The sequence below is a fragment of the Tardiphaga sp. OK246 genome, from assembly GCF_900188215.1.
GTDB lineage: Bacteria > Pseudomonadota > Alphaproteobacteria > Rhizobiales > Xanthobacteraceae > Tardiphaga > Tardiphaga robiniae.
Map to the genome: position 1 here is coordinate 118,649 of NZ_FZOX01000003.1, position 19,624 is coordinate 138,272.

General features: G+C 58.2%; 17 protein-coding genes and 1 pseudogene. 5 read left to right on the forward strand and 13 right to left on the reverse strand.

The features are described 5' to 3' along the window. Nucleotides 1–2: 2 nt before the first annotated feature. From CHC01_RS13485 to CHC01_RS13505, 5 genes are read right to left on the reverse strand one after another with little or no spacing between them, the layout of a single operon-like run. Nucleotides 3–701, reverse strand: a complete 699-nt coding sequence (locus CHC01_RS13485) for an ABC transporter ATP-binding protein (RefSeq protein WP_089264826.1) — start codon at nucleotides 699–701, stop codon at nucleotides 3–5. Next, entirely contained in the window at nucleotides 694–2,448 is a 1,755-nt protein-coding gene (locus CHC01_RS13490) for a branched-chain amino acid ABC transporter ATP-binding protein/permease (RefSeq protein WP_089264827.1), read from the reverse strand. Before CHC01_RS13490 ends, CHC01_RS13485 begins: the two co-directional genes overlap by 8 nt. Further along, entirely contained in the window at nucleotides 2,445–3,314 is an 870-nt protein-coding gene (locus CHC01_RS13495; RefSeq protein ID WP_141137100.1) for a branched-chain amino acid ABC transporter permease, read from the reverse strand. Before CHC01_RS13495 ends, CHC01_RS13490 begins: the two co-directional genes overlap by 4 nt. A 28-nt stretch (nucleotides 3,315–3,342) precedes the next feature. Then, nucleotides 3,343–4,467 carry an ABC transporter substrate-binding protein gene (locus CHC01_RS13500; RefSeq protein ID WP_176454586.1) on the reverse strand — a complete coding sequence of 375 codons (1,125 nt, stop codon included), beginning with the start codon at nucleotides 4,465–4,467 and terminating at the stop codon, nucleotides 3,343–3,345. Nucleotides 4,468–4,523: 56 nt separating this feature from the next. Then, nucleotides 4,524–5,312: a cyclase family protein gene (locus tag CHC01_RS13505; protein ID WP_089264830.1), complete on the reverse strand. Its 789-nt coding sequence runs from the start codon at nucleotides 5,310–5,312 to the stop codon at nucleotides 4,524–4,526. A 114-nt stretch (nucleotides 5,313–5,426) separates the two neighbouring features. Between CHC01_RS13505 and CHC01_RS13510 the strand changes: the two genes are divergently transcribed. The 5 genes from CHC01_RS13510 (at nucleotide 5,427) to CHC01_RS13535 (ending at nucleotide 9,647) form a co-directional block, all read left to right on the forward strand. After that, nucleotides 5,427–6,131: a TetR/AcrR family transcriptional regulator gene (locus tag CHC01_RS13510; protein WP_089264831.1), complete on the forward strand. Its 705-nt coding sequence runs from the start codon at nucleotides 5,427–5,429 to the stop codon at nucleotides 6,129–6,131. A 40-nt stretch (nucleotides 6,132–6,171) separates the two neighbouring features. Then, nucleotides 6,172–7,434, forward strand: coding sequence for a fumarylacetoacetase (fahA, locus tag CHC01_RS13515; protein WP_089264832.1), 1,263 nt, complete (start codon nucleotides 6,172–6,174; stop codon nucleotides 7,432–7,434). A 1,093-nt stretch (nucleotides 7,435–8,527) separates the two neighbouring features. After that, nucleotides 8,528–8,842, forward strand: coding sequence for a DUF3817 domain-containing protein (locus CHC01_RS13525; protein WP_089264834.1), 315 nt, complete (start codon nucleotides 8,528–8,530; stop codon nucleotides 8,840–8,842). Beyond that, complete coding sequence (locus CHC01_RS13530) at nucleotides 8,839–9,246, forward strand: CopD family protein (RefSeq protein WP_089264835.1); 408 nt, start codon at nucleotides 8,839–8,841, stop codon at nucleotides 9,244–9,246. Before CHC01_RS13525 ends, CHC01_RS13530 begins: the two co-directional genes overlap by 4 nt. Nucleotides 9,247–9,371: 125 nt before the next feature. Continuing rightward, nucleotides 9,372–9,647: a DUF1467 family protein gene (locus CHC01_RS13535; protein WP_089264836.1), complete on the forward strand. Its 276-nt coding sequence runs from the start codon at nucleotides 9,372–9,374 to the stop codon at nucleotides 9,645–9,647. A gap of 599 nt (nucleotides 9,648–10,246) precedes the next feature. Here the strand turns inward: CHC01_RS13535 and CHC01_RS32560 are convergent. The 8 genes and pseudogenes from CHC01_RS32560 to CHC01_RS13575 form a co-directional block, all read right to left on the reverse strand. Next, nucleotides 10,247–10,396 carry a hypothetical protein gene (locus CHC01_RS32560; protein WP_176454587.1) on the reverse strand — a complete coding sequence of 50 codons (150 nt, stop codon included), beginning with the start codon at nucleotides 10,394–10,396 and terminating at the stop codon, nucleotides 10,247–10,249. Nucleotides 10,397–10,525: 129 nt separating this feature from the next. Beyond that, nucleotides 10,526–11,851: an MFS transporter gene (locus CHC01_RS13545; RefSeq protein WP_210421669.1), complete on the reverse strand. Its 1,326-nt coding sequence runs from the start codon at nucleotides 11,849–11,851 to the stop codon at nucleotides 10,526–10,528. A gap of 105 nt (nucleotides 11,852–11,956) precedes the next feature. Continuing rightward, nucleotides 11,957–12,967, reverse strand: a complete 1,011-nt coding sequence (locus CHC01_RS13550; RefSeq protein WP_210421670.1) for a GlxA family transcriptional regulator — start codon at nucleotides 12,965–12,967, stop codon at nucleotides 11,957–11,959. 1,101 nt (nucleotides 12,968–14,068) lie between these two features. After that, nucleotides 14,069–14,524: an acyl-CoA thioesterase gene (locus CHC01_RS13555; protein WP_089264839.1), complete on the reverse strand. Its 456-nt coding sequence runs from the start codon at nucleotides 14,522–14,524 to the stop codon at nucleotides 14,069–14,071. Nucleotides 14,525–14,554: 30 nt separating this feature from the next. Then, nucleotides 14,555–15,256: pseudogene (locus tag CHC01_RS13560) on the reverse strand (SDR family oxidoreductase). Nucleotides 15,257–15,404: 148 nt separating this feature from the next. Further along, nucleotides 15,405–16,022 carry a MarR family winged helix-turn-helix transcriptional regulator gene (locus CHC01_RS13565; RefSeq protein ID WP_089264840.1) on the reverse strand — a complete coding sequence of 206 codons (618 nt, stop codon included), beginning with the start codon at nucleotides 16,020–16,022 and terminating at the stop codon, nucleotides 15,405–15,407. Continuing rightward, complete coding sequence (locus CHC01_RS13570; RefSeq protein ID WP_502695653.1) at nucleotides 16,022–16,336, reverse strand: XdhC family protein; 315 nt, start codon at nucleotides 16,334–16,336, stop codon at nucleotides 16,022–16,024. Before CHC01_RS13570 ends, CHC01_RS13565 begins: the two co-directional genes overlap by 1 nt. Nucleotides 16,337–16,441: 105 nt before the next feature. Then, a complete protein-coding gene (locus CHC01_RS13575; RefSeq protein WP_089264842.1) occupies nucleotides 16,442–19,612 on the reverse strand; it encodes an efflux RND transporter permease subunit in 3,171 nt (1,056 codons plus the stop codon). Nucleotides 19,613–19,624: the final 12 nt, after the last annotated feature.

Consider the following 19,624-nt stretch of genomic DNA (forward strand, 5'->3'; position numbering starts at 1 on the left):
CCTCAGAATCCGAGATAGGCTTTTTGAATCGCCGGATCGGCAGCGATCGTCGCGCTCGGTCCCTCTTTCACAATAGCACCTGTCTCCATCACATACGCCCTGTCAGCCATCTCAAGCGCCATTTCAGCGTTCTGCTCCGCTAACAGAAGCCCGAGTTTGCGCTGCCGAAGCTTGACCAAAAGCTCCGCTATCTGATCGACGATGATCGGGGCCAAGCCAAGGGTGGGTTCGTCAAGGATGAAGATCTTCGGCTCGGACATCAGCGCCCTGGCGATCGCGAGCATCTGCTGCTCTCCACCCGACATGCTACCCGCCCGCTGCGTAGATCGCTCGCGCAGCCTCGGGAACAGCTCGAACATCTCCTCCACCAGCGCAGCCTGCCGGGACTGGGTCCGGGCGACCGTACCCAACTGCAGATTCTCGAGAACGCTCATCTGTGCGAAGACGTGACGGCCTTCCGGAGACAGCGCGATACCGTCACCGACGCGCTGCGTGCTCGACGTCTCGGAGATGTCCTTGCCGTCAAAGCGGATGCTGCCCGTCGCCTCAGCCAGGCCGACGATGGCCTTCATGGTGGAGGACTTGCCTGCCCCGTTCGCCCCGACCAGCGCGACGATCTCGCCGGCGCCGACCGTGAGGGATATCTCGTTGACGGCGCGTACCGGGCCGTAATTCACCGATAGCTTTTCGAGCTCAAGCATGGGCGACCTCCTTCTTTAGCCGCTTTTCGCCGAGATACGCCTTCACCACATCGGGCATGTTGCGCACGGCGACAGGATCACCCTCCGCCAGTTTCTTCCCGTGATGCAGAACTACGAGTCGATCGCAGAAGCTCATCAACATGCGCAAGTTGTGATCGACGACGGCGAGCGTCATTCCCTCGTCACGGAGCTTGCGCAGCACATCCGCGAGCCGCAGGGCCTCGGTGTGATTCAATCCGGCCGCAGGTTCGTCAAGAAAAAGGGTGTCAGGACGCGCCGCGATGGCGACCGCAATGGACAACATCCTCTGTTCTCCGTAGGCCATCGTGCCCGCCGGTTCGTCAGCGCGCGCCGAGAGCCCGACCTTGTCAAGACATGCTGTCGCCCAAGCAGCCCGGGCCCGCTCCCGTGTGACGAAACCTCCGGAACGAAAAAGCGCAGCAAATAAGGTCTCCTTGAAGAGGAGATGGCTGGCAATCATTACGTTTTCGAATGCGGACAAGCCCGGGCATAGCGCGGTGTGCTGGAAGGTCCGGACGAGACCGAGCGCAGCAATCTCGTGCGGAGGCAGGCCGCCGATCTGGTGTGCGCCGTAGGTGACGCTTCCCGACGTCGGACTGACAAAGCCGGAAATCAGGCTGAGGCTAGTCGTCTTGCCAGCGCCATTGGGTCCAATGATCCCAACAATCTCGCCGGGCGTGATGGAGAAGGATACGTCCTGCACAGCCTTCAGGCCACCGAAGCTCCGCGACAGCCCTTTGATCGCCAAGGTCTGCCGTTTCGGTTCGGATGCGGGAATGGCGACATCTGACTTCCCACGGGGATTGCCCGCCGGAGACCGCACGGGAAGCAACGACAGCAGGCCTTCGGGCCGTAGGCGGACGACGAGAAGCAGGATGAGCGCGAAGATCGCGATCCTGTATTCATCGACGAAGCGCAGCGTTTCCGGAAGAATGGCAAAGATAATGCCACCGACGACCGGCCCCAGGAGCATGCCGCGGCCCCCGAGAATCGCAGCCAGAAGTCCCGTTGACGACTGCGACAGGCCAAACAGATCGGGGCTAAGAACGAGGATCTTTGGCACCAGAAGCGCACCTGCGAGCGCCGCGATTCCGCCAGAAAGTGCTATGGCAAGGATTCTGAACTTGAGTCCGGCGATCCCGATGCTCTCCGCAAGATTGGGCTGGTCGCGCAAAGCGAACCAGGCTCTGCCATAGGGACTGTTGACGAGCCGCTTCAACGCCAGCAGCACGAACGCCACCACGATCAGGCAGATGATCAGGTGATATTGCGCGAAGGTCAGACCGGCCGCTTCGAAAGCCGGTATCCGTGGACGCGGCACGATGATGCCCAGAGGGCCACGCGTCAGACTGACCCAATTAAGCGCGACGAGGCGGAAGATCTCGGCCGTGGCGAGCGTGGCGATAGCGAAATACGGCCCAGCCAGGCGCAGCGAGGCGAAGCCGACGAAAACGCCAAGGATCACGCCGGGAATGATCGCGATTGGAATCGCCGCCCAGTAATTCAGGCCCAGATTGACCGAAAGCAGCCCGGCCGCGTAAGCGCCAACGCCGAAGAACGCCGCATGTCCAAACGAGATCAGACCAAGATAACCCAGCGTGACATTCACCGACAGACCGAGAAGAGCGAGCACCGCGGCATACGTCGCAAGCCCTGCATAATAGGTCGGCGTCAGACCTGCAGCGATGACAAGGCCGACAAGTACGAGTGCTGGAATGAATTTCATGAGAGACCGCCTGAGAAGAGCCCGCGTGGCCTGACCAGCAACGTCACCAGCAGCAGACCGTAGATAAACGCGGACGCGACTTCCTGTGGGAGCCAAATGCTCGACACTGACTCGACGATACCGAGCAGCAGGCCGCAGACAACTGCGCCCGACACACTGCCCATGCCACCTACGACGACCACGACGAAAGCATTGATAATGGCATGCTGGCCCATAGCCGGACTGAAGGCGACCGTGGGTGCGAGAAGAGCGCCTGCGAGGCTGGCGAGTGCGGCCGCGATGATGAAGGTCGCCGTCCTTATCTTCGGCACGTCGATACCGACCACCTTGGCAGCGAAAGCGCTCTGCGCCACGGCGCGGAGCTTTCTTCCAAAGGCGGTGCGCCGGAGCGACCATTCGAGAATAGCCAGCAGGCATATGCCCACTACGATCGCAAACATACGCTGGTAGGTCAGCGTCACCGACCCGAGCACGAATGTGCCGGGCACACCATCGACGCGGATAGGCTGTGGTCCGTAGGTCGCCAGTATCGTTTGATAGACAAGTATCCCGATTGCGAAGGTGCTTATCAGCACGATCGAGTCACCGTCCGGCCCGTCGAGGACCGGTCGTACCGCGATCCGGTCAACAAGTAGTGCGAGCAGGACTACCGCCACGACCGCCGCCGGGAGCGACAGGAGGTAAGGAAGGCCGAAGTAAGAGGTCAGGATGGCGGCGACAAAGCCGCCGATCATGTAGAATTCGCCGTGCGAGAAATTAATCACGTGCAGCACGCCGAATATCAGCGTCAGGCCCAGCGCCAGTAACGCATACGCCATCCCGACTGAAAGGCCGTTCGCCATCTGTTGGAAGATAAGAGTGCTCACGCTAATTCCCCGTCCTTACGATCGCGCGTCAGGATTTCACTTCCACGACCCTGCCACCGCGCACTTCGACCCGGACAACATTGTCGCCGGAGGCCTGGCCTGAGGCGTCGAACCGCACGCTGCCTCGCGGGGTTTCCCACGTGCCTGCACGGATGGTCTCGGCGACCTTATTTGCATCCTTGTCACTGGCCGCCGCCTGGATCGCGTTAGCGGTGACCCAGACCGTCTCGAAGCCCAGGACCTCGACCTTGCCGGGCGTCTCGCCATACTTCTTCTCGTAGGCGGCCACGAACTTCTGGTTGAGCTCGTTCTTGAGCGTCGGGCTGTAAACGTCCTCCGAGAACACGCCTTCCGCTGCCGCGCCGCCGATCTTGGGGGTGTCGTTGTTGAGCAGCCCGGGCGTGATACAGCGCTTGGGATTGTATCCGAGGTCCTTCATGCCACGCAGGATGTTGCCTGACTGCTCTGGATTGCTCGCGACGATGCAGACCAGATCCGCACCCGATCCGCGCAGGTTGCTGGCCATCGCCGAGAAGTCACTCTGCGTCATGGAGAAGAGGTCCGAGTAGACCAGCTTGTCTCCGAATAGGGCCTTGAAGTTCGCGACGTTCAGCCTGCCGTAGTCGTTGTTCTCGGCGACAAGTGCCACCTTCGAGGGCGCGACAGTATCAATGAGATATCGATCAAACGATTTTGCATCCATTGCCGAGGTCGTGTTCAGCCGGAAGATGTTTCCGCCGCCTTGCTTGGTGACATCGGGATGCTTCGGCACTGCCAGCATGAGGAGCGCATCTTCCGACTTAATCACCGGGATCACGGCCAAAGCGACCGTGCTGCTGATCTCGCCGACGACGAACTTCACATCATCCTGTGTCAGCAGCTTCTGGACGGCCGAAACACCTTCGACCGGTGCGTAATTTGTATCGTAGGTGACCAGCGAAACCGGGCGGCCCAGGATGCCACCCGCCGCATTCAACATCTCGACAGCGATATTACTGCCCTGCACGCCCTGCTTTCCGATTACAGACTTCGTCGGATAAATCACGCCGATCTTCACAGGCTTTCCGGACTGTGCACACACTTCGATCGAGTGACTTGCCGTCAGCAAAGCACCGACAGCCAACGCGGCAAGCCCTCTACGAAAAACTACCATTTCAATCTCCCTAAACATTCTTATTGCGGGACGTCTTCGTTCCCGTGTCGCTCGATTTACTGGTCGTCAAAAATCGCAACGGCTCGTGTCCAGCCCGCCGAAGCGGCGCGAATTTTCACCGGGAAACAGGCAATGCGAAAACCGGATGGGGGCAGCTTCTCGAGATTATGGAGCTTCTCGATGTGGCAGTATGCGCGCTCGCGTCCAGCCTTATGGCCCTCCCACACCAGACCGTAATCCTGTGTCTCTGCGACGCGCTTGGCTGTATATTCGAACGGCGCATCCCAGCTCCAGGCATCCGTACCGGTGATCTTGACCCCTCGCTCGGTCAAGAACAACGTCGCCTCTCGTCCTACACCACAACCGGCTGACACGTAGTCAGCCTGTCCGAGACGCTCGCCCGCGCGCGTATTGACTACAACAATGTCCAAGGGCTGAAGGTCGTGACCGATACGCCGCAGTTCGGTTTCAACGTCGTCCGCTGTGGCAACGTAGCCGTCGGCCAGCGACCTGAAGTCGAGCTTCACCCCACGCTGGAAGCACCATTCGAGCGGCACCTCGTCGATCGTGAGAGACCTCTCTCCACCATCCTTCAGCGCATGGTTCATTGTTGGATGGAAGTGATAAGGCGCATCGAGATGCGTCCCGTTGTGCGTGGTGAGCTCGACCTTCTCCATCGCCCAAGCAGCTCCATCCGGAAGCTTGCTGTTGTCGAGGTCGGGAAAGAACGCCTGCATCCGGTCGATGGTCATCGAATGATCGAGATAGGCGATGCGCGGCCGCGCGAACGGGGGGTCACTCGCCACATCGTTCTCGATAGGCACCGATATATCCATCACCCGCATCTGGTCGCTTCCCGTGTTTCCCTGCCCTCCCCATTACTCATGCAAAGCCGTCCAGTCAATCGCTTGCTTGAAACAGCTGCTTGACTGAATTGGATTGTTCGGCAATGGTCGGTCATGAGCACAAAAACAGATGCACTTACCGCCCAACTGCCTGCCGACACGGCCGACAAACTTCTCGATGCTGCCGAGAGGCTCTTTGCAGAACGGGGCTTCAACGGCGTATCGACTCGGGCAATCACGGAAGCAGCCGGGGTAAACAATGCCGCCGCGCACTATCACTTTGGTTCGAAGGCTGCTCTCATCTCCGCGGTCTTCGAAAGGCGCCTGGGTCCAATCAACCGCCACCGAGAAGAACTAATTGCTCACGTGCTGAACGCTGGCGGCTCCGCCCCGGATATCTCGGCGATCCTGAAGGCGTTCATCGGTCCTACGCTCGGAATCGGCAACTCACCTGGAGAACAGAGTTTCAAGATTCTGGCTGCCCGTTCCTCGATGGATCCATCACCAGAAGTCAGAAAAACAGTATTCAGTTTCTACCACTCCGTCGGAAAGGCTTTCATCGACGCAGTCACCAAGGCTTGCTCGCATATAGACCGAAAGGAACTCGCCTGGCGCCTCGCCTGTGTCTACGGCGCAATGCTGTACATCCGCGGCGACAACGGGCGGATCCAGGAAATTCTGGGGGATGACATCTCATTTTCAGACCCGGACGAAGCCCTCGAACACGTCATTCCATTTCTCACCGCCGGGCTGTCGTTGCCTCCGGTGAAATCCGGAAGTCCCATAAAGCCCGCACGAACTTCGAAGAAGACACGCTAGGAGAGCGAAGTTCGCGGACTCCGCCTCATCAGGAAACATCATGCATCCTAACGATCCCTCACTACGATCCTTTATCGACGTCTCGCCCACTTCAGACTTTCCGATTCAAAATCTCCCTTATGGCGTGTTCTCAACAGAAACGTCCCCCTCGCGGAGGGTGTGCGTTGCGATTGGCGATTTCGTTCTAGATCTTCACGCGTTGAAAGTCGCAGGCTTGATCGGCCCCGCGGACGTCTTCTCCGAACCGACGATCAACGCGTTCATGGCATTGGGTCCCGACGTTTGGTCCGCAACGCGAGCCCGGATCAGTAAGCTTTTGCGGCACGATAATCCAGTTCTTCGCGACGACGAGAGCCTGAGGGCCCGCGCCCTCTTCGCCCGCAGCGAGGCGAAATTACATCTTCCGATCCGCGTGTCCGGTTTCACCGATTTCTATTCCTCGCGCGAGCACGCTACTAACGTCGGCATGATGTTCCGCGACAAAGAGAACGCACTCTCACCCAACTGGCTCCACATCCCGATCGGCTACAACGGGAGAGCATCGACAGTCGTTGTGAGCGGGACCAAAATTAGGCGGCCACGAGGTCAGATGAAGCGTCCATCCGATTCGGCACCGAGCCACGGCCCCTGCCAACGATTGGACTTCGAACTTGAGATCGGAACGGTGATCGGACAGCCCTCGGCTATGGGCACCACTTTGAGTGAAAAGCAGGCTGAAGCGATGATATTTGGCTTTGTCCTGTTGAATGACTGGAGCGCGCGAGACATCCAGCAATGGGAATACGTGCCGCTGGGTCCATTCCAGGCGAAAGCTTTCGCCACTTCATTGGGGCCTTGGGTCGTCTCTCGGGAAGCGCTCGAACCATTCCGGGTTCACGGGCCAACGCAGTCCCCGGAGCCACTTCCATATCTGCACCAAACCGTTGCAAATAATTACGATCTCGCTCTCGACGTAACGCTTTTAGGATCAGGGATGAAAGATCCTGTAGATATCTGCAGCACTAACTTCAAATATATGTACTGGTCACCCATCCAGCAGCTTGTGCATCACGCGTCTTCCGGATGCGCCATGGAAATCGGCGACTTGCTCGGCTCCGGCACGATCAGCGGTCACGGCCCAAACGAGCGCGGCAGCTTTTTGGAACTCAGCTGGAACGGTACAGCTCCCATCAAACTCACCCCTTGGGTTAAGCGATCATTCCTCAACGACGGAGATTCGCTCAGCATCCGGGGACATTGTTCCGGCGAGGGTTACAAGATCGGGTTCGGAGAAGTCGAGGGAACAATTCTGCCAAGCATCTAATCGCGGGACGCAGTAGCGTACTGCGATGCTCGCTCTCTTATCGCAACGTCACTCCTTACATCGCTGGCACACACGCCAATAGTCTTTTCGATTCTCCTAGTCCGCACCATCGACCTGCAAAACAAGCCCGATATCGGCGATGTCCGGTTCCCACCAGATGCGGCCAATCAGAGCTGATAGCAAAGTTTAGGGCCTACAAGCTCACGCAGCGCCTGTTCGATCACTTCACAGACCCTGTTTCTCTATCGCAAAGATCTAGACAATTGAGTCGCCAATCTCGTACGCGCGATCGGACACTCGACCAAGCGACGTCGAGCGAGAACAGCCGGCCCTAGCAACCGTCGCGCCGTTTATGTACCGTACGCAGCTACGCACCGAATCTCGATCTTCAGTTCCGGCAACGCGAGCCCTTCGACACCGATGAGCGACCAGGCGGCATAGGGCGCTCGGTGTATACTTTTTCTACCGGCATGAAGTCGGCTGGATTTTTCTTGATATCGACGTGGTAGCTAACGACCTCAACGAGATCGACCATGGCAAGGCCTTCGAGCTTGAGCAGCTCGATTGTTCGACGCAGCGCCCATTCGGCCTATTATGTGATTGTGTCGGCCGCCTTCGATCATTACCCAGCGAAAAAACAGGTTGCCGCTGCGGACGCAGGCCAATAGCCGTAGTTGCCATAATTTTCGTGATCCGTTCCGAAGAGCGGATGATCCTTGGGTGGGATAATGGAACGCTTCGAGAGCGGCGCCGCCGAACTCGTATCGGAGTCTCCGCCCTGTGCTGGTGCAACGCCGCTCATTGCGATGCTCGCCGCTCCTGCAAGCGCAAGTGAGGCCCAGCGGCTAATCTGGGCGACACTTTCATCGAGTCATCAGGCTAGAGAACGACCTCGCTCGGACAACGACGTATATCCCTCGAATCTAACCGGCCAGAAACTGTTAGGGCTGCAATTTTATCGCGCAACATCCTCGCACCGAAGAACGACGTGAAATGAGGCATGTCTGTCGCTCCCTTACAATCCAAATCGGCTACGGTTGGCCGAAGTTTACGCAGCTCATAGGCTCTAATCATTGTGCCTGACGTCACTGAAATGGATGCCGCCGCGCTCCGCCGGGTGAAACTGGCATCGGCAACGGAGGCTTCAACCTTGGTTCTTCTGGTTTGCATCGCGATGCCAATAAAGTATATCGCGGGTCTCCCGGAAGCCGTCCGCATTGCGGGACCGATTCACGGATTGGCATTCCTCTACTATGCATGGTGTCTGCTAACCACCTTTTCTGCTGGACTGTGGAGCCGACGACAGGCCGCGCTACTTGCGTTAGCTGCCTTCCTCCCGTTTGCAGGCTTTTTCAGCTGTCGTTTCCTTAAACGCCGGATGAGCCGGATCGGCAGTGGCGAGCGATGAGCGATCTCTATCCTTGGATCAAGGCAATCCATGTTGCGGCGGCGTTGCTGTTCGTCGGCGGACTTCTGGCATCTTCAATGGTGCTTTTGTCGCTGAAGGCTGCTCCAGAGCGAGCCATCGGATTCATCTCGGTATACGCGAGGTATGAGCGTCTAATCACGGTTCCGTCGATGCTCATCGTGTGGGGCCTCGGCCTCATGCTTGCTTCATCGGGGGCTTGGTTCGTCCACGGATGGCTGCAGATCAAGTTGATAATCGTCGTTCTGCTCTCGGGGCTTCACGGGATCCAATCCGGACAGATGCGCAACGTAGAGGCCGGCAACGACATCGCGCGGGTCCGAACGCTGCCTATTATAGTGCTGGGATCTATCGCGATTGCGATACTTGTTATTGTAAAGCCTTAACATTGCGCGTTTCACACATTTCGCAAGGTCGTCGCCTGCAGTAGATTTTGAAACTCATTTTCTGTGTTTGGACGCGGCACTGATGACAGCGTGAACTGAAATCCTGAATCTATGGCGATGGACAGATGGCCTATACGATCTCAACATCACTCGCCATATACTTCGTGTTTTGGTGGGTAACGCTATTCTTGACGCTGCCGTTCGGCGTTCGTAGCCAGCATGAAGACGGATACTTCATGGACGGCACCGATCCCGGTGCGCCCGTGGTATCGAGAATGGGTAGCAAACTGATGTGGACGACGCTGATCTCTGCAATTTTGTTTGCCGGCGCAAATGTTGCTCATCAGATTGGCCTGCTCAACATCAATCAAATCGCCACGGTCGTGGGTCTTCCGATTTGATCTCGCATCATTGTCAGGCCGCCCGCCACGAGCAGCCCCATTCTTGAAACAGTATTCCACACAACAGCCGCGCTTACGTGCAAAAGTCGGCAATTCATGAGCACTACCAGATTTGTCGATGACTACCTGGCAATCATGGCCGTCATCGACAAATACAACGAGGGATGCGCAGAAGGCGACAGCTCGATCATGACATCTTCGTTCCCCAAAGGAGTGAATATCTTCGGCGAGAGGACGGTCGACCTTCGGTGGCCCGATACAGATGTCTTTTGATGCCACCGACGCCCTCGAACCATCTCCGGATGTGAGGGCAGGCGTGGGCCAGCTCGATATCGTTGGAAGCGCTGCGAGCGCGCGCATTGATACAGACGGTCTTGCCTATCTCGATACACTGACTTCCTTAATCTCGTGAAGGTCGGAGATCAGTGGACCATTTATCAGCAAGGTTTGGAACTCCAATCCAGCCGACTAGAACGATCGGGTTGCCTGCGAATTAAGACACAGGCTTGCCGACCCCGTCGTCGAGTGCTTGCGCATTTTTGAGAAGCGCCAGCCCATGTCCTAGATCTAGCGGCATACAGTCGTCGGCCGAGGCGAAACTATTGCGGCGCCGCCTCACGTGGAGCATTGACCGCGGGCTCGAAATGATCGGGCGTCTTCCCATCATTTTTGTAAATTAAAACCAGCGCAAACGTAAGACAGACCAGCATCGCTACGACGACGTTGAGACCGCGCCGAAAGGCTTCCATGCGATTTCCTATCTTTTCTGTGTGTTCGAACGCATCGACGGCGATGCATGTGAGTGAGGAATAGCGACGGGCTCAGTGAGCGCTCACGTGCAGATTGCCCAAATCACTGCAACTCTGGTGCAAAAGCGGCTACGCCGGCGCGATCCGTGCGCCTGTCCGTACCCATAGATAGGTCAGCAGCGCGGCGACGATGATCAGAGGAATGATCGCTAGGTTCAGCTCGGCCCAACCAAAGCCTTCAAGAACGGGCCCGGCAGCGAGGGTCGCGATCGCGGTGAAGAAACCTCGGATTAGTTCTGATGTGCCTTGGACGGAAGCGCGTTCGTGCGGAAGATGAGAGGCAGCGAGCAACGTCGTCCCGCCTACGAACATGAAATTCCATCCGATTCCGAGGCAAAGCAAAGCGATGTAAAAGGCAAGCAGGCTCGTGGACAGAGCCGCCACCACGCCGCATGCGGCGCTCAGGAGCATCCCGGTGTAGAGCACTGCGGGCATGCCAAAGCGTGTTATAAGCCGGCCAGCGACGAAGGACGGCGCGAACATCCCAACCAGATGCCATTGAATGATATTGGCGCCGTCATCGATCGAGTGACTGCAAGCGACCGCAGCCAGAGGAGCGGCCGTCATGACGAACATCATGACCACGCTTCCGATCACATTGTTAGCAAGCGCCGCGAGCGAGATTGGACGCGAAAAAACGACCGCCAGACTGCGCGGCGCGGCATTGGGAATCACTGTCGATGGATGCCAATCCTGCGTATCGCGATAAGCGACGCCAAGCAAAAGAGCGCTCGCGACGCACAGCACAAAGACGACGAGATAGGAGCCGGCGAATAGCGGAGGGAACAGGTCCTTGCTCCAGGCGGCGATGGCCGGTCCGATGACTGCGGCGATAACTCCGCCTGCAAGCACCAGCGAGATAACCGTTGCCTTGTTGTCTGCGTCCACAGCATCTGCCGCCGCCAGACGATAGAACGAAGCAAACGACTGAAAGATGCCGACACCGGCAGTTCCGATGCAGAACAGCCAGAAATTGGCATGGATCACCGCCCAAACGGAGACCAACCCGCCTGCGGCACCTACGATTGCGCCAAATGTAAAACCGGCACGGCGTCCGACGCGCTCCATCATGAGTGAGGCGAATAGCGACGTGATTGCGCCAGCGACAGTGATCATTGCAAACGGAAGCGTGGCGAGCGATTTGTCGGGCGCAAGTTGATATCCGGTCAATCCGGTAAGCGTTAGGTCAATCGCGAGTGCCCCCGTGAAGAGTCCCTGCGCAACCGCCAGCACAAGCGGGTTACGGCGTCCAGCGGTTAAGGCGGAGGATATACGTGACGCACTTTGATCGTCGATGTGCCCGCTCATCCGGAATTCCAGCAAAAAAGGCGGACAAAATGTCTTGCCATGTATGCTGGTGTAGCTCGGTCGCCGGCTTCGACGAATGACGAACATCCCACGAATCCGGACATCGCACAGCCAACGTCAACTTGCCTCCCGACGAACGCCTTCGCGTGTCAGAAATCCGAAACGACTCAATCGAATCGTACAAACAGGCGTTCAGGCGTCCGTCATGATTGACTGAGACGGTGTCCGCCACTTCTGTGTAATGTTCCCAGTGATGTCATGGGCTGTCATCCGGCGCATGCTTTGTGGAGGATGACCGAATATACGAACAAAGGCGCGGCGCATCCTCTCAGGATCGATGAAGCCGACATTGCGGGCAATCACCTCGAGCGGCTCGCTCCCGTTTTCAACTCGATCCCGAGCGACTTCGGCGCGGACTCGCTCGACCGCCTTGGCCGGCGTCTCTCCTGTTTCTGCTAAAAACGCGCGTCCGAATTGCCGCGGACTGAGGCACGCCACGTCCGCCAGCCTGTCGATCGACAGAGGCTCGGTAAGATGCTCGCGTATATAAGTTAGGACGTTACGGATGCGATCAGAGCCCGGCTCCATTTCCAACAATGCGGAGAACTGCGACTGCCCACCAGGGCGGCGATGATAGACGACCAACATCTGGGCCGCAGCGCGCGCGATGTCGGGGCCGAAGTCTTCCTCGATCATGGCAAGCGCCAAGTCCAGCCCGGCGCTAACTCCCGCGGAAGTCCAAGTGTCGCCGTCCTTGATGAAAATCCGATCGCTGTCTACTTTGATCTTCGGATACGAACGCTGAAGTTGTGCCGCATGCTTCCAATGGGTGGTCGCTGACCGTCCGTCCAACAAGCCCGCAGCGGCGAGGACGAACGCGCCGGTGCAAACGCTCGCGGTGCGCCTCGCCCTCTTGGCTCCGATCTTCGCAATTTCAGCTAAGTCATCCAGTTGGGCGAAGCTCGTACTCGGCACGCTCCCACCGACAACTAGAAAAGTGTCGTACCGATGCGGGATATAGGCATCTGTCGCCACGCCGACCCCGACGGCGCTCGGAACCGTTCCGCCTTTCTCCGAGACCAAAGTCACTTTGTAGAGTTCGCGACCACTCGCTTGATTAGCCATATGGAAGGCATCGGCGGGTCCGCTCATATCAAGCAACTGGAACTGGGGATAAACGAGAATTCCGATCTGGCGCGTCATTCTGGACAACCTTACTGCGCCGCTGTTGGCTACCGGGCGCAGCGGCATAATCCCTCATATAAAGCCGCACGGTAAGCCTACGCCACGATCACATAATCCGGCGGATGGCGCAATTCGAGGCTTATGCGTCGACTTTTGAGGCCTGGGCCCGGTCAGGCCAAAAAAATCCACAAGCTTGTCGACGGCATTGTGTCACGTCGGTGAGGTAGCCGACGGCGCCTCCGATCGGCGCCGCCCAAATGGTAACGTGCACCATCATGCCGTCACCGGGGCGCGCCTCCATCGCTCGGCATTAATCCGGGCCGCCTCAAGCGAAATCGGCCGCGCCACGTTGACGAGCGTCATGCGATCTCCGCGCTGATTGTCGTTCGCCGATGTCCCGACTTCGCCGATCGCGATGCTAGACCGCTCGCCGCCAAGCACGTCATGCGCGGGGTACGCGCTCCAGATAGTTGCGATAATTTTCTGGTACTATCACGCGGTCTTCGAATTTGACCCTCAAACCGTTGGCCGCGCTTAAGCCGACAATAAACCCTCGCGGCCTGCATATTTTGGGTGGCGTCGCAGGCCGACAGAGTTCATTCTCACGCGGTCTCCATATGTAATCTGGTCGGGATCGACCTCTCTGTCGCGAAAGCGCGGAGCTCGAGAAGTGTGTTCGAGCGGGCATTTCTGTGCGTATTGCCAGGCATTTCAGTTTTTTGGCGGATGCGACTCGCGGGGAGCCGAGGTTCATCGTGATTGGACGGATGTCGTCTACGCAATTTCTTGCAACAGTCGGCGTAATCACAAAAGGTATTCCGGTCCTCATAACACGCCATCAGTCCGTTACGACGTCGCCGACGGTCGATCCGCCTACCACAAGGCTTCTGTTCTCGAGAGCAGAGGCAGCAAGCGAGATGCGCCGGCAAGCTGTCACGCCCGCAGATGCAATGTTCACTCCGGCAACCTCTGCGCTGAGACGAGCACCGCCAAGATAACGATCCTGCTATAGCTCTTTTCGCGTCCCTCGACCCAGCGAGAACCGAAGTACACACAAGCCGATATTCGGGTGCTTGGCGAAACGTGGTGCACAGCGCCTCGCGGCCATCGCCAACCGCTTTATTCGTCTCCAGCGGGTGGCATCTGCGCCTCCGCAAGCACCTCAAGGAGCCTGCCAGAAATGGGCTTCGGCCGTCTCGTTACCCGGTCGACATAAACATGCACGAAATACCCCTCCGCGGCGGCATTGCTGTCTTCATTACGAAACGAACCGACCTCGTAGCGTGCGGACGAGCTCCCTATTCTTTCGACCCTAATGCCGACGGCCACCTCATCGGGAAACGCGATCTCGGCGGAATAGCGGCAGCCCGTCTCAACCACAAGACCGATACGGTCGCCTTTTAATATATCGAGCGCGCCTGTCTCAATCAGCCAGCCGTTGACCGCAGTGTCGAACAGCGAGTAGTAGACTACGTTGTTAAGGTGACCATAGATGTCGTTGTCCATCCATCGCGTTGTTATCTTCCGCCACACGCGATAAGCCGATCTGTGAGAAGGTAACCGTCGTTCGGTCATGGCGTTTTCTTTCGTTCGCCCACAATGGCATCAGAGTTGGTGGTAGCCATTTATATGGATTTCAGTGCCGTTCAAGTAAGATGCTGTTTCCGTGCAAAGGACGTAGACAATTTTGGCGACCTCATCGGGTGCCAAGCCGATGCATGGGAATTTGCTGATCGACGATGGTCTGCGTGCCCGGCGACAGGATCGACGTGTCGATCTCGCCCGGCGCGATCGCATTCACGCGCACGCCGACAGCAACTAAGTCGAATGCCATCTCGCGGGTAAGCGCTGCGCGCGCGGCCTTCGATGTCGCGTAAGCCGCCCCAGCAAACGGATGCATGCGCGACCGGCGATCGAGGTGACATTTACCACCGAGCCTTAACGGCCTCGAGTTGTTCGATCAGTCCGCGCGCGATCATAATCGGCGCAAAGAATTGACATTGAAAACATGAATTCAGGTATCGACGTCTGTGTCGATAGACTCCATGCGTTTGCCGCCTTCGAGCTTCGGCAAGATGGCGGCATTATTCACAAGTGCATGCAGCGCTCCGCCATCAAGACGTTCCTTGATGGCGGCGATGGCACGCGCGGTGTCATTATGATCGGCGAGATCGATCTGGATGTGATCTTCCGGTCCAGCATCCCACGGACAGACTTCTGGAAACGGATGACGCGAGCAGGTCAGCACGCGCCAGAAACGCATCACGGTGGCATGCTCGATGCCACGGCTTGCGCCGTAAGTCGCATCGTTCGCTTGGGCTCGCTCTATCCGTGACTCGTCATGACGTGCTCCGCATTTAATACCAAGATATTACATCGGTCTACTTGCTTCCGATGGCGCTTCTCTTGCGCTGAAGTTGGACCTACCCAGAATTTCCAATCTGGGTCAGTGCCCTTAGCCACCAGGCTGATAGAGCGACACCAGGCGGGAAGCTTTCGAGATATTATCCCTCACCTGCGCCAGACTTTCAAAAAACTTCTGAAGAGCTTCGTCGTCGAATTGCCCGAACATGAAATTCCTTATCAATTCGCGCTCACCGGCAATCGCCTTGATTCCTGCCAATGCCGTTTCTGACAACGACATCAGGATCACACGCGCATCAGTGGGAGATTGAACCCTGCGTACCAACCCTTTTACTTCAAGCATCTTCGATTGAGTTGTCACGAACGAAGCATCCACTGCCATACATTTCGAAACGTCGCGCACGGAGACGCCCTGCCCATTGTCGCGGTCTTCCAGAACCGACATCAATACCCATTGCGGCACGCTGACTTTCAGCTTCGATGCCAGATGAGCGCGGATCTCGGCGAGGTGCGCATCAATGGTGATCATATCCCAGCAGAAGCGCTCTGCCTCTAGCGAGCGCGACACATTGGTTTGCGAATCCATACCGACAATCCACATGACCGCTTCGAATGAACCGATCGCGAAAGGGGCGATGTTTAGATCTCGTTCGGCGGAAACAACCGCCTCGGCTTCCATTTTAGCGATTGATCGTCGAGGTTTTGTCATTATCCCACCTTTTCAACGAACACGCGGATCGTACCTCCACATGTAAGTCCCACCTTCCATGCGGTCTCGTCCGCAACGCCGAATTCAAGAAGGCGAGGAGCTCCTGTTGCGATCACTTCGAGCGCCTCAGCGACGACCGCCCCTTCGACGCAACCTCCGGACACGGATCCGAGGAACGCCCCTTCATCGTTGATGGCGAGGTTTGATCCGGCTGGCCTCGGTGCCGACCCCCATGTCTCCACCACCGTGGCAATCGCAACGCCATTCCCCGCAGCTACCCAGTCCTCAGCGGCTTTCAGAGCATCCTGCTGCATTTTCATCCTCCTATCTATGCGCGCTCAAAAGGGCACGATGTTCCGCAACACCGGACGATCCGATGATAAATTGCGGCGTGTCGGGGTGGAGCGTCGTTCGCGTGCCTACTCCGCCGGTGCGATAACAGGGACCGAGCGCGAACGACGCGCAAGGCGATCACCCAGCGACCGGCACACAACGTAGAACACGGGCGTGAAGATCAGACCGAATCCGGTCACGCCGATCATGCCGAAGAACACCGCGGTCCCAAGCGCCTGGCGCAGCTCGGCACCGGCTCCGGTCGCCACGAGCAGCGGAACGGCGCCAAGAATGAAAGCGAAGCTCGTCATTAGTATCGGGCGCAAGCGCGTCACCGCGGCCTGAACTGCTGCCTCAGCGGCACTCAAGCCGTCGCGCTCCTCGGCCTGCTTGGCAAATTCAATGACGAGGATGGCGTTCTTGGCCGCCAGGGCGATGAGCACCACGAGTCCAATCTGGGTAAGGACATTGTTGTCCATTCCACGGAGATTCACGCCCGCCATCGCAGCGAGGATACACATCGGCACGATGAGGATGATTGCAAGCGGCATGGTCAGGCTTTCGTACTGTGCCGCAAGCACCAGAAACACCAGGACGACAGCGAGCGCGAAGACCAAAGCGGCAGTATTGCCCGCGATCTTCTGCTGAAACGCAATGGCGGTCCATTCGAAGCCGTAACCGGGAGGAAGAGCTTCGGTCGCCAACGTTTCCATTGTGGCCAGCGATCGGCCGGTCGAGTATCCCGGTGCGGTGTCTCCATCGACTTCCACCGCGGGGAAGAGATTGTATCGCACGACGCGATAGGGACCGGTTTCATCAAGAAAGGTTGCAACCGAACCGATTGGCACCATGGCGCCGCTTGCCGATCTCGTTTTTAGATTGGCTATGTCGGATTCCGTGCGCCGGTTTGACTGATCGGCTTGCGCGATGACCTGAAACGTTCGCCCGAGGAGATTAAAGTCGTTCACGTAGGCTGAGCCAAGATAAACCTGCAGCGCTTCAAAAACGCGCTCCGGAGGCACGCCGAGCATGTCGGCCTTTGGCCTGTCGATGTCGGCGTAGATCCGGGGAGTTGCTGTATTGAAGAACGTGAAGACCTGCGCCAGTCCGGGCGTTGCGTTCGCCTGAGAGATCAGCTTTTCGGCCTGCACCCCGAGGGGCTTGTAACCGTGTCCGCCGCGATCCTGGACCATCATGCGGTAGCCACCCGCCGAACCAATACCGTCAATCAAAGGTGGCGGGATCACAAGCACACGGGCGTCGTCGATGTCGGTGACGCGCTTGCGCGCTTCTGCGAGGATGTAATTTGCGGAAAGTTCGTGCCCCTTGCGTTGATCGAAGGGATTCAACGGAATGAATATCGTGGCCGAGTTGGGCGCGCTCGAGTCCGAAGCCGCGTTGTAACCGGCGAGCATAATGGTGCCCCTCACCCCAGGTATCGAGAGCAGGCGCTTGGAGACCTGCTGAAGGACGTCATCCGACCGCGCGAGCGACGCGCCGGGCGGCAACTGGATGATCGTGATGAGATAACTTTGGTCCTGAGCCGGTACAAAGCCGGTCGGCGTGACCCAAAGGATGGCACCCGTTGCGACGATCAAAGCGCCGTACACGACCATCATCGTACGCCAGCGCTCTATCAGCCGCCTTGTCAGGCGCCCATATCTTTCACTCATGAGATCGAATTGTCTGTTGAAGGCGTCGCCGGCTGCGGACAGCGCGCGACCCGCGCGCCCTTTCGATTGGGAGGACGTTTCATGCCGGAGCAGGAGCGCGGCCAAGGCGGGCGAGAGTGTCAGCGACACGATCAGGGATACGACCGTCGCCGCGGAGATCGTGAGGGCGAACTGCTTGTAGAAGGCGCCAGACAAGCCTGTCAGGAAGAAGGTCGGCACGAACACGGCGCATAACACTAGCATGATCGCGACAAGCGCCCCCGACACCTCGTCCATGGACACGCGGGCCGCCTCGATTGGTGGAAGGCCGCGCTCAAGGTTGCGCTCGACATTCTCGACGACGACGATGGCGTCATCAACGACAATGCCGATGGCGAGTACCAGGCCGAACAAGGATAGGCTGTTCAGGCTGTATCCGACGATCGCCATGGCTGCGAACGTGCCCACGAGAGATACCGGGATGGCCACAACCGGAATAATGGCTGCCCGCCAATTCTGCAGGAATACGAAAATCACGATGACTACAAGGCCCGCTGCCTCGAACAACGTGTTGCGGACGGCCTCGGTCGACTGCGCGATGAATTTGGTCGAATTCCACATGATCCGAAATTCGAGGCCCTTCGGAAAGTTCTTTGCTGCCTCTTCCATCTCCTTTTCGACCGTGAGGCCGGTCTCCAACGCATTGGTGCCGGGGCGTTGGAAGATGCCGATCATGATCGATGGATCACCGGACAGGTAGGCGTTGGTTCCGTAGTCTGCCGCTCCTAGCTCGACGCGGGCAACATCGCGGATGCGTACCTGGTGCCCGTCCGCATCGGTCCGCACGATGACGTCAGCGAACTGGCCCGGTTCGGTCAGGCGCCCCTGCGTCCGGATATTGAGCTGGAACGCGTCGCCAACCTCTGTCGGAGGCTGGCTCAGCGCTCCGGAAGCAACCTGGACGTTCTGCGCCCGCAGCGCCGCGACGATCTCGCCAGCGGTCAGATTGAGCGTGGACGCCTTCCCGGGATCGATCCATACACGCATGGCGAGCTCGCGGCTGCCGAAGATGCGCGCGTCTCCCACACCCTCAATGCGGCTCAGCCGATCGCGAATCTGGGTGAGCGCGTAATTGGATAAGTAGCTCTGGTCGAGAGACCCGTCGGATGAAACAAGATTCACCGCCATCAATGCACTTGGCGCTGTCTTGCGCGTAGTCACACCCAGCCGTTGAACGGTCTCGGGGAGACGCGGTACCGCGGTCGCGACTCGGTTCTGCACGAGCATCTGGGCAGCGTCGAGATTGGTCCCGACCCTGAACACGACCGATATCGCGACCCTGCCGTCCGCGGTCGACTGGCTCGTCTGGTAGAGCATGTTGTCGACGCCGTTGATCTCCTGCTCGATCGGCGACGCGACCGTCTCGGCGACAGTCTCGGCCGAAGCGCCAGGATAGGTGGCGGAAATCACGACCGTGGGCGGAATGATGTCGGGATACTGCGCCACCGGCAGCTTAAAGTAAGAAATTGCGCCGGCAATCGTGATGACGATGGCGATAACTGCGGCGAAGATCGGCCGGGTTATGAAGAACCGCGAGAAGCGCATGCGTAACTATCC

Excerpts from the sequence above, each read along its gene's own strand:
- CHC01_RS13545 (WP_210421669.1), bottom strand. The coding sequence starts at position 11,851 with ATGTTCGTCATTCGTCGAAGCCGGCGACCGAGCTACACCAGCATACAT.
- CHC01_RS13505 (WP_089264830.1), bottom strand. The coding sequence starts at position 5,312 with ATGCGGGTGATGGATATATCGGTGCCTATCGAGAACGATGTGGCGAGT.
- CHC01_RS13485 (WP_089264826.1), bottom strand. The coding sequence starts at position 701 with ATGCTTGAGCTCGAAAAGCTATCGGTGAATTACGGCCCGGTACGCGCC.
- CHC01_RS13575 (WP_089264842.1), bottom strand. The coding sequence starts at position 19,612 with ATGCGCTTCTCGCGGTTCTTCATAACCCGGCCGATCTTCGCCGCAGTT.
- CHC01_RS13550 (WP_210421670.1), bottom strand. The coding sequence starts at position 12,967 with ATGACGCGCCAGATCGGAATTCTCGTTTATCCCCAGTTCCAGTTGCTT.
- CHC01_RS13530 (WP_089264835.1), top strand. The coding sequence starts at position 8,839 with ATGAGCGATCTCTATCCTTGGATCAAGGCAATCCATGTTGCGGCGGCG.
- CHC01_RS13510 (WP_089264831.1), top strand. The coding sequence starts at position 5,427 with ATGAGCACAAAAACAGATGCACTTACCGCCCAACTGCCTGCCGACACG.
- CHC01_RS13570 (WP_502695653.1), bottom strand. The coding sequence starts at position 16,336 with ATGCAGCAGGATGCTCTGAAAGCCGCTGAGGACTGGGTAGCTGCGGGG.
- CHC01_RS13555 (WP_089264839.1), bottom strand. The coding sequence starts at position 14,524 with ATGACCGAACGACGGTTACCTTCTCACAGATCGGCTTATCGCGTGTGG.
- CHC01_RS13500 (WP_176454586.1), bottom strand. The coding sequence starts at position 4,467 with ATGGTAGTTTTTCGTAGAGGGCTTGCCGCGTTGGCTGTCGGTGCTTTG.
- CHC01_RS13490 (WP_089264827.1), bottom strand. The coding sequence starts at position 2,448 with ATGAAATTCATTCCAGCACTCGTACTTGTCGGCCTTGTCATCGCTGCA.
- CHC01_RS13565 (WP_089264840.1), bottom strand. The coding sequence starts at position 16,022 with ATGACAAAACCTCGACGATCAATCGCTAAAATGGAAGCCGAGGCGGTT.
- fahA (WP_089264832.1), top strand. The coding sequence starts at position 6,172 with ATGCATCCTAACGATCCCTCACTACGATCCTTTATCGACGTCTCGCCC.
- CHC01_RS32560 (WP_176454587.1), bottom strand. The coding sequence starts at position 10,396 with ATGGAAGCCTTTCGGCGCGGTCTCAACGTCGTCGTAGCGATGCTGGTC.
- CHC01_RS13535 (WP_089264836.1), top strand. The coding sequence starts at position 9,372 with ATGGCCTATACGATCTCAACATCACTCGCCATATACTTCGTGTTTTGG.
- CHC01_RS13525 (WP_089264834.1), top strand. The coding sequence starts at position 8,528 with ATGGATGCCGCCGCGCTCCGCCGGGTGAAACTGGCATCGGCAACGGAG.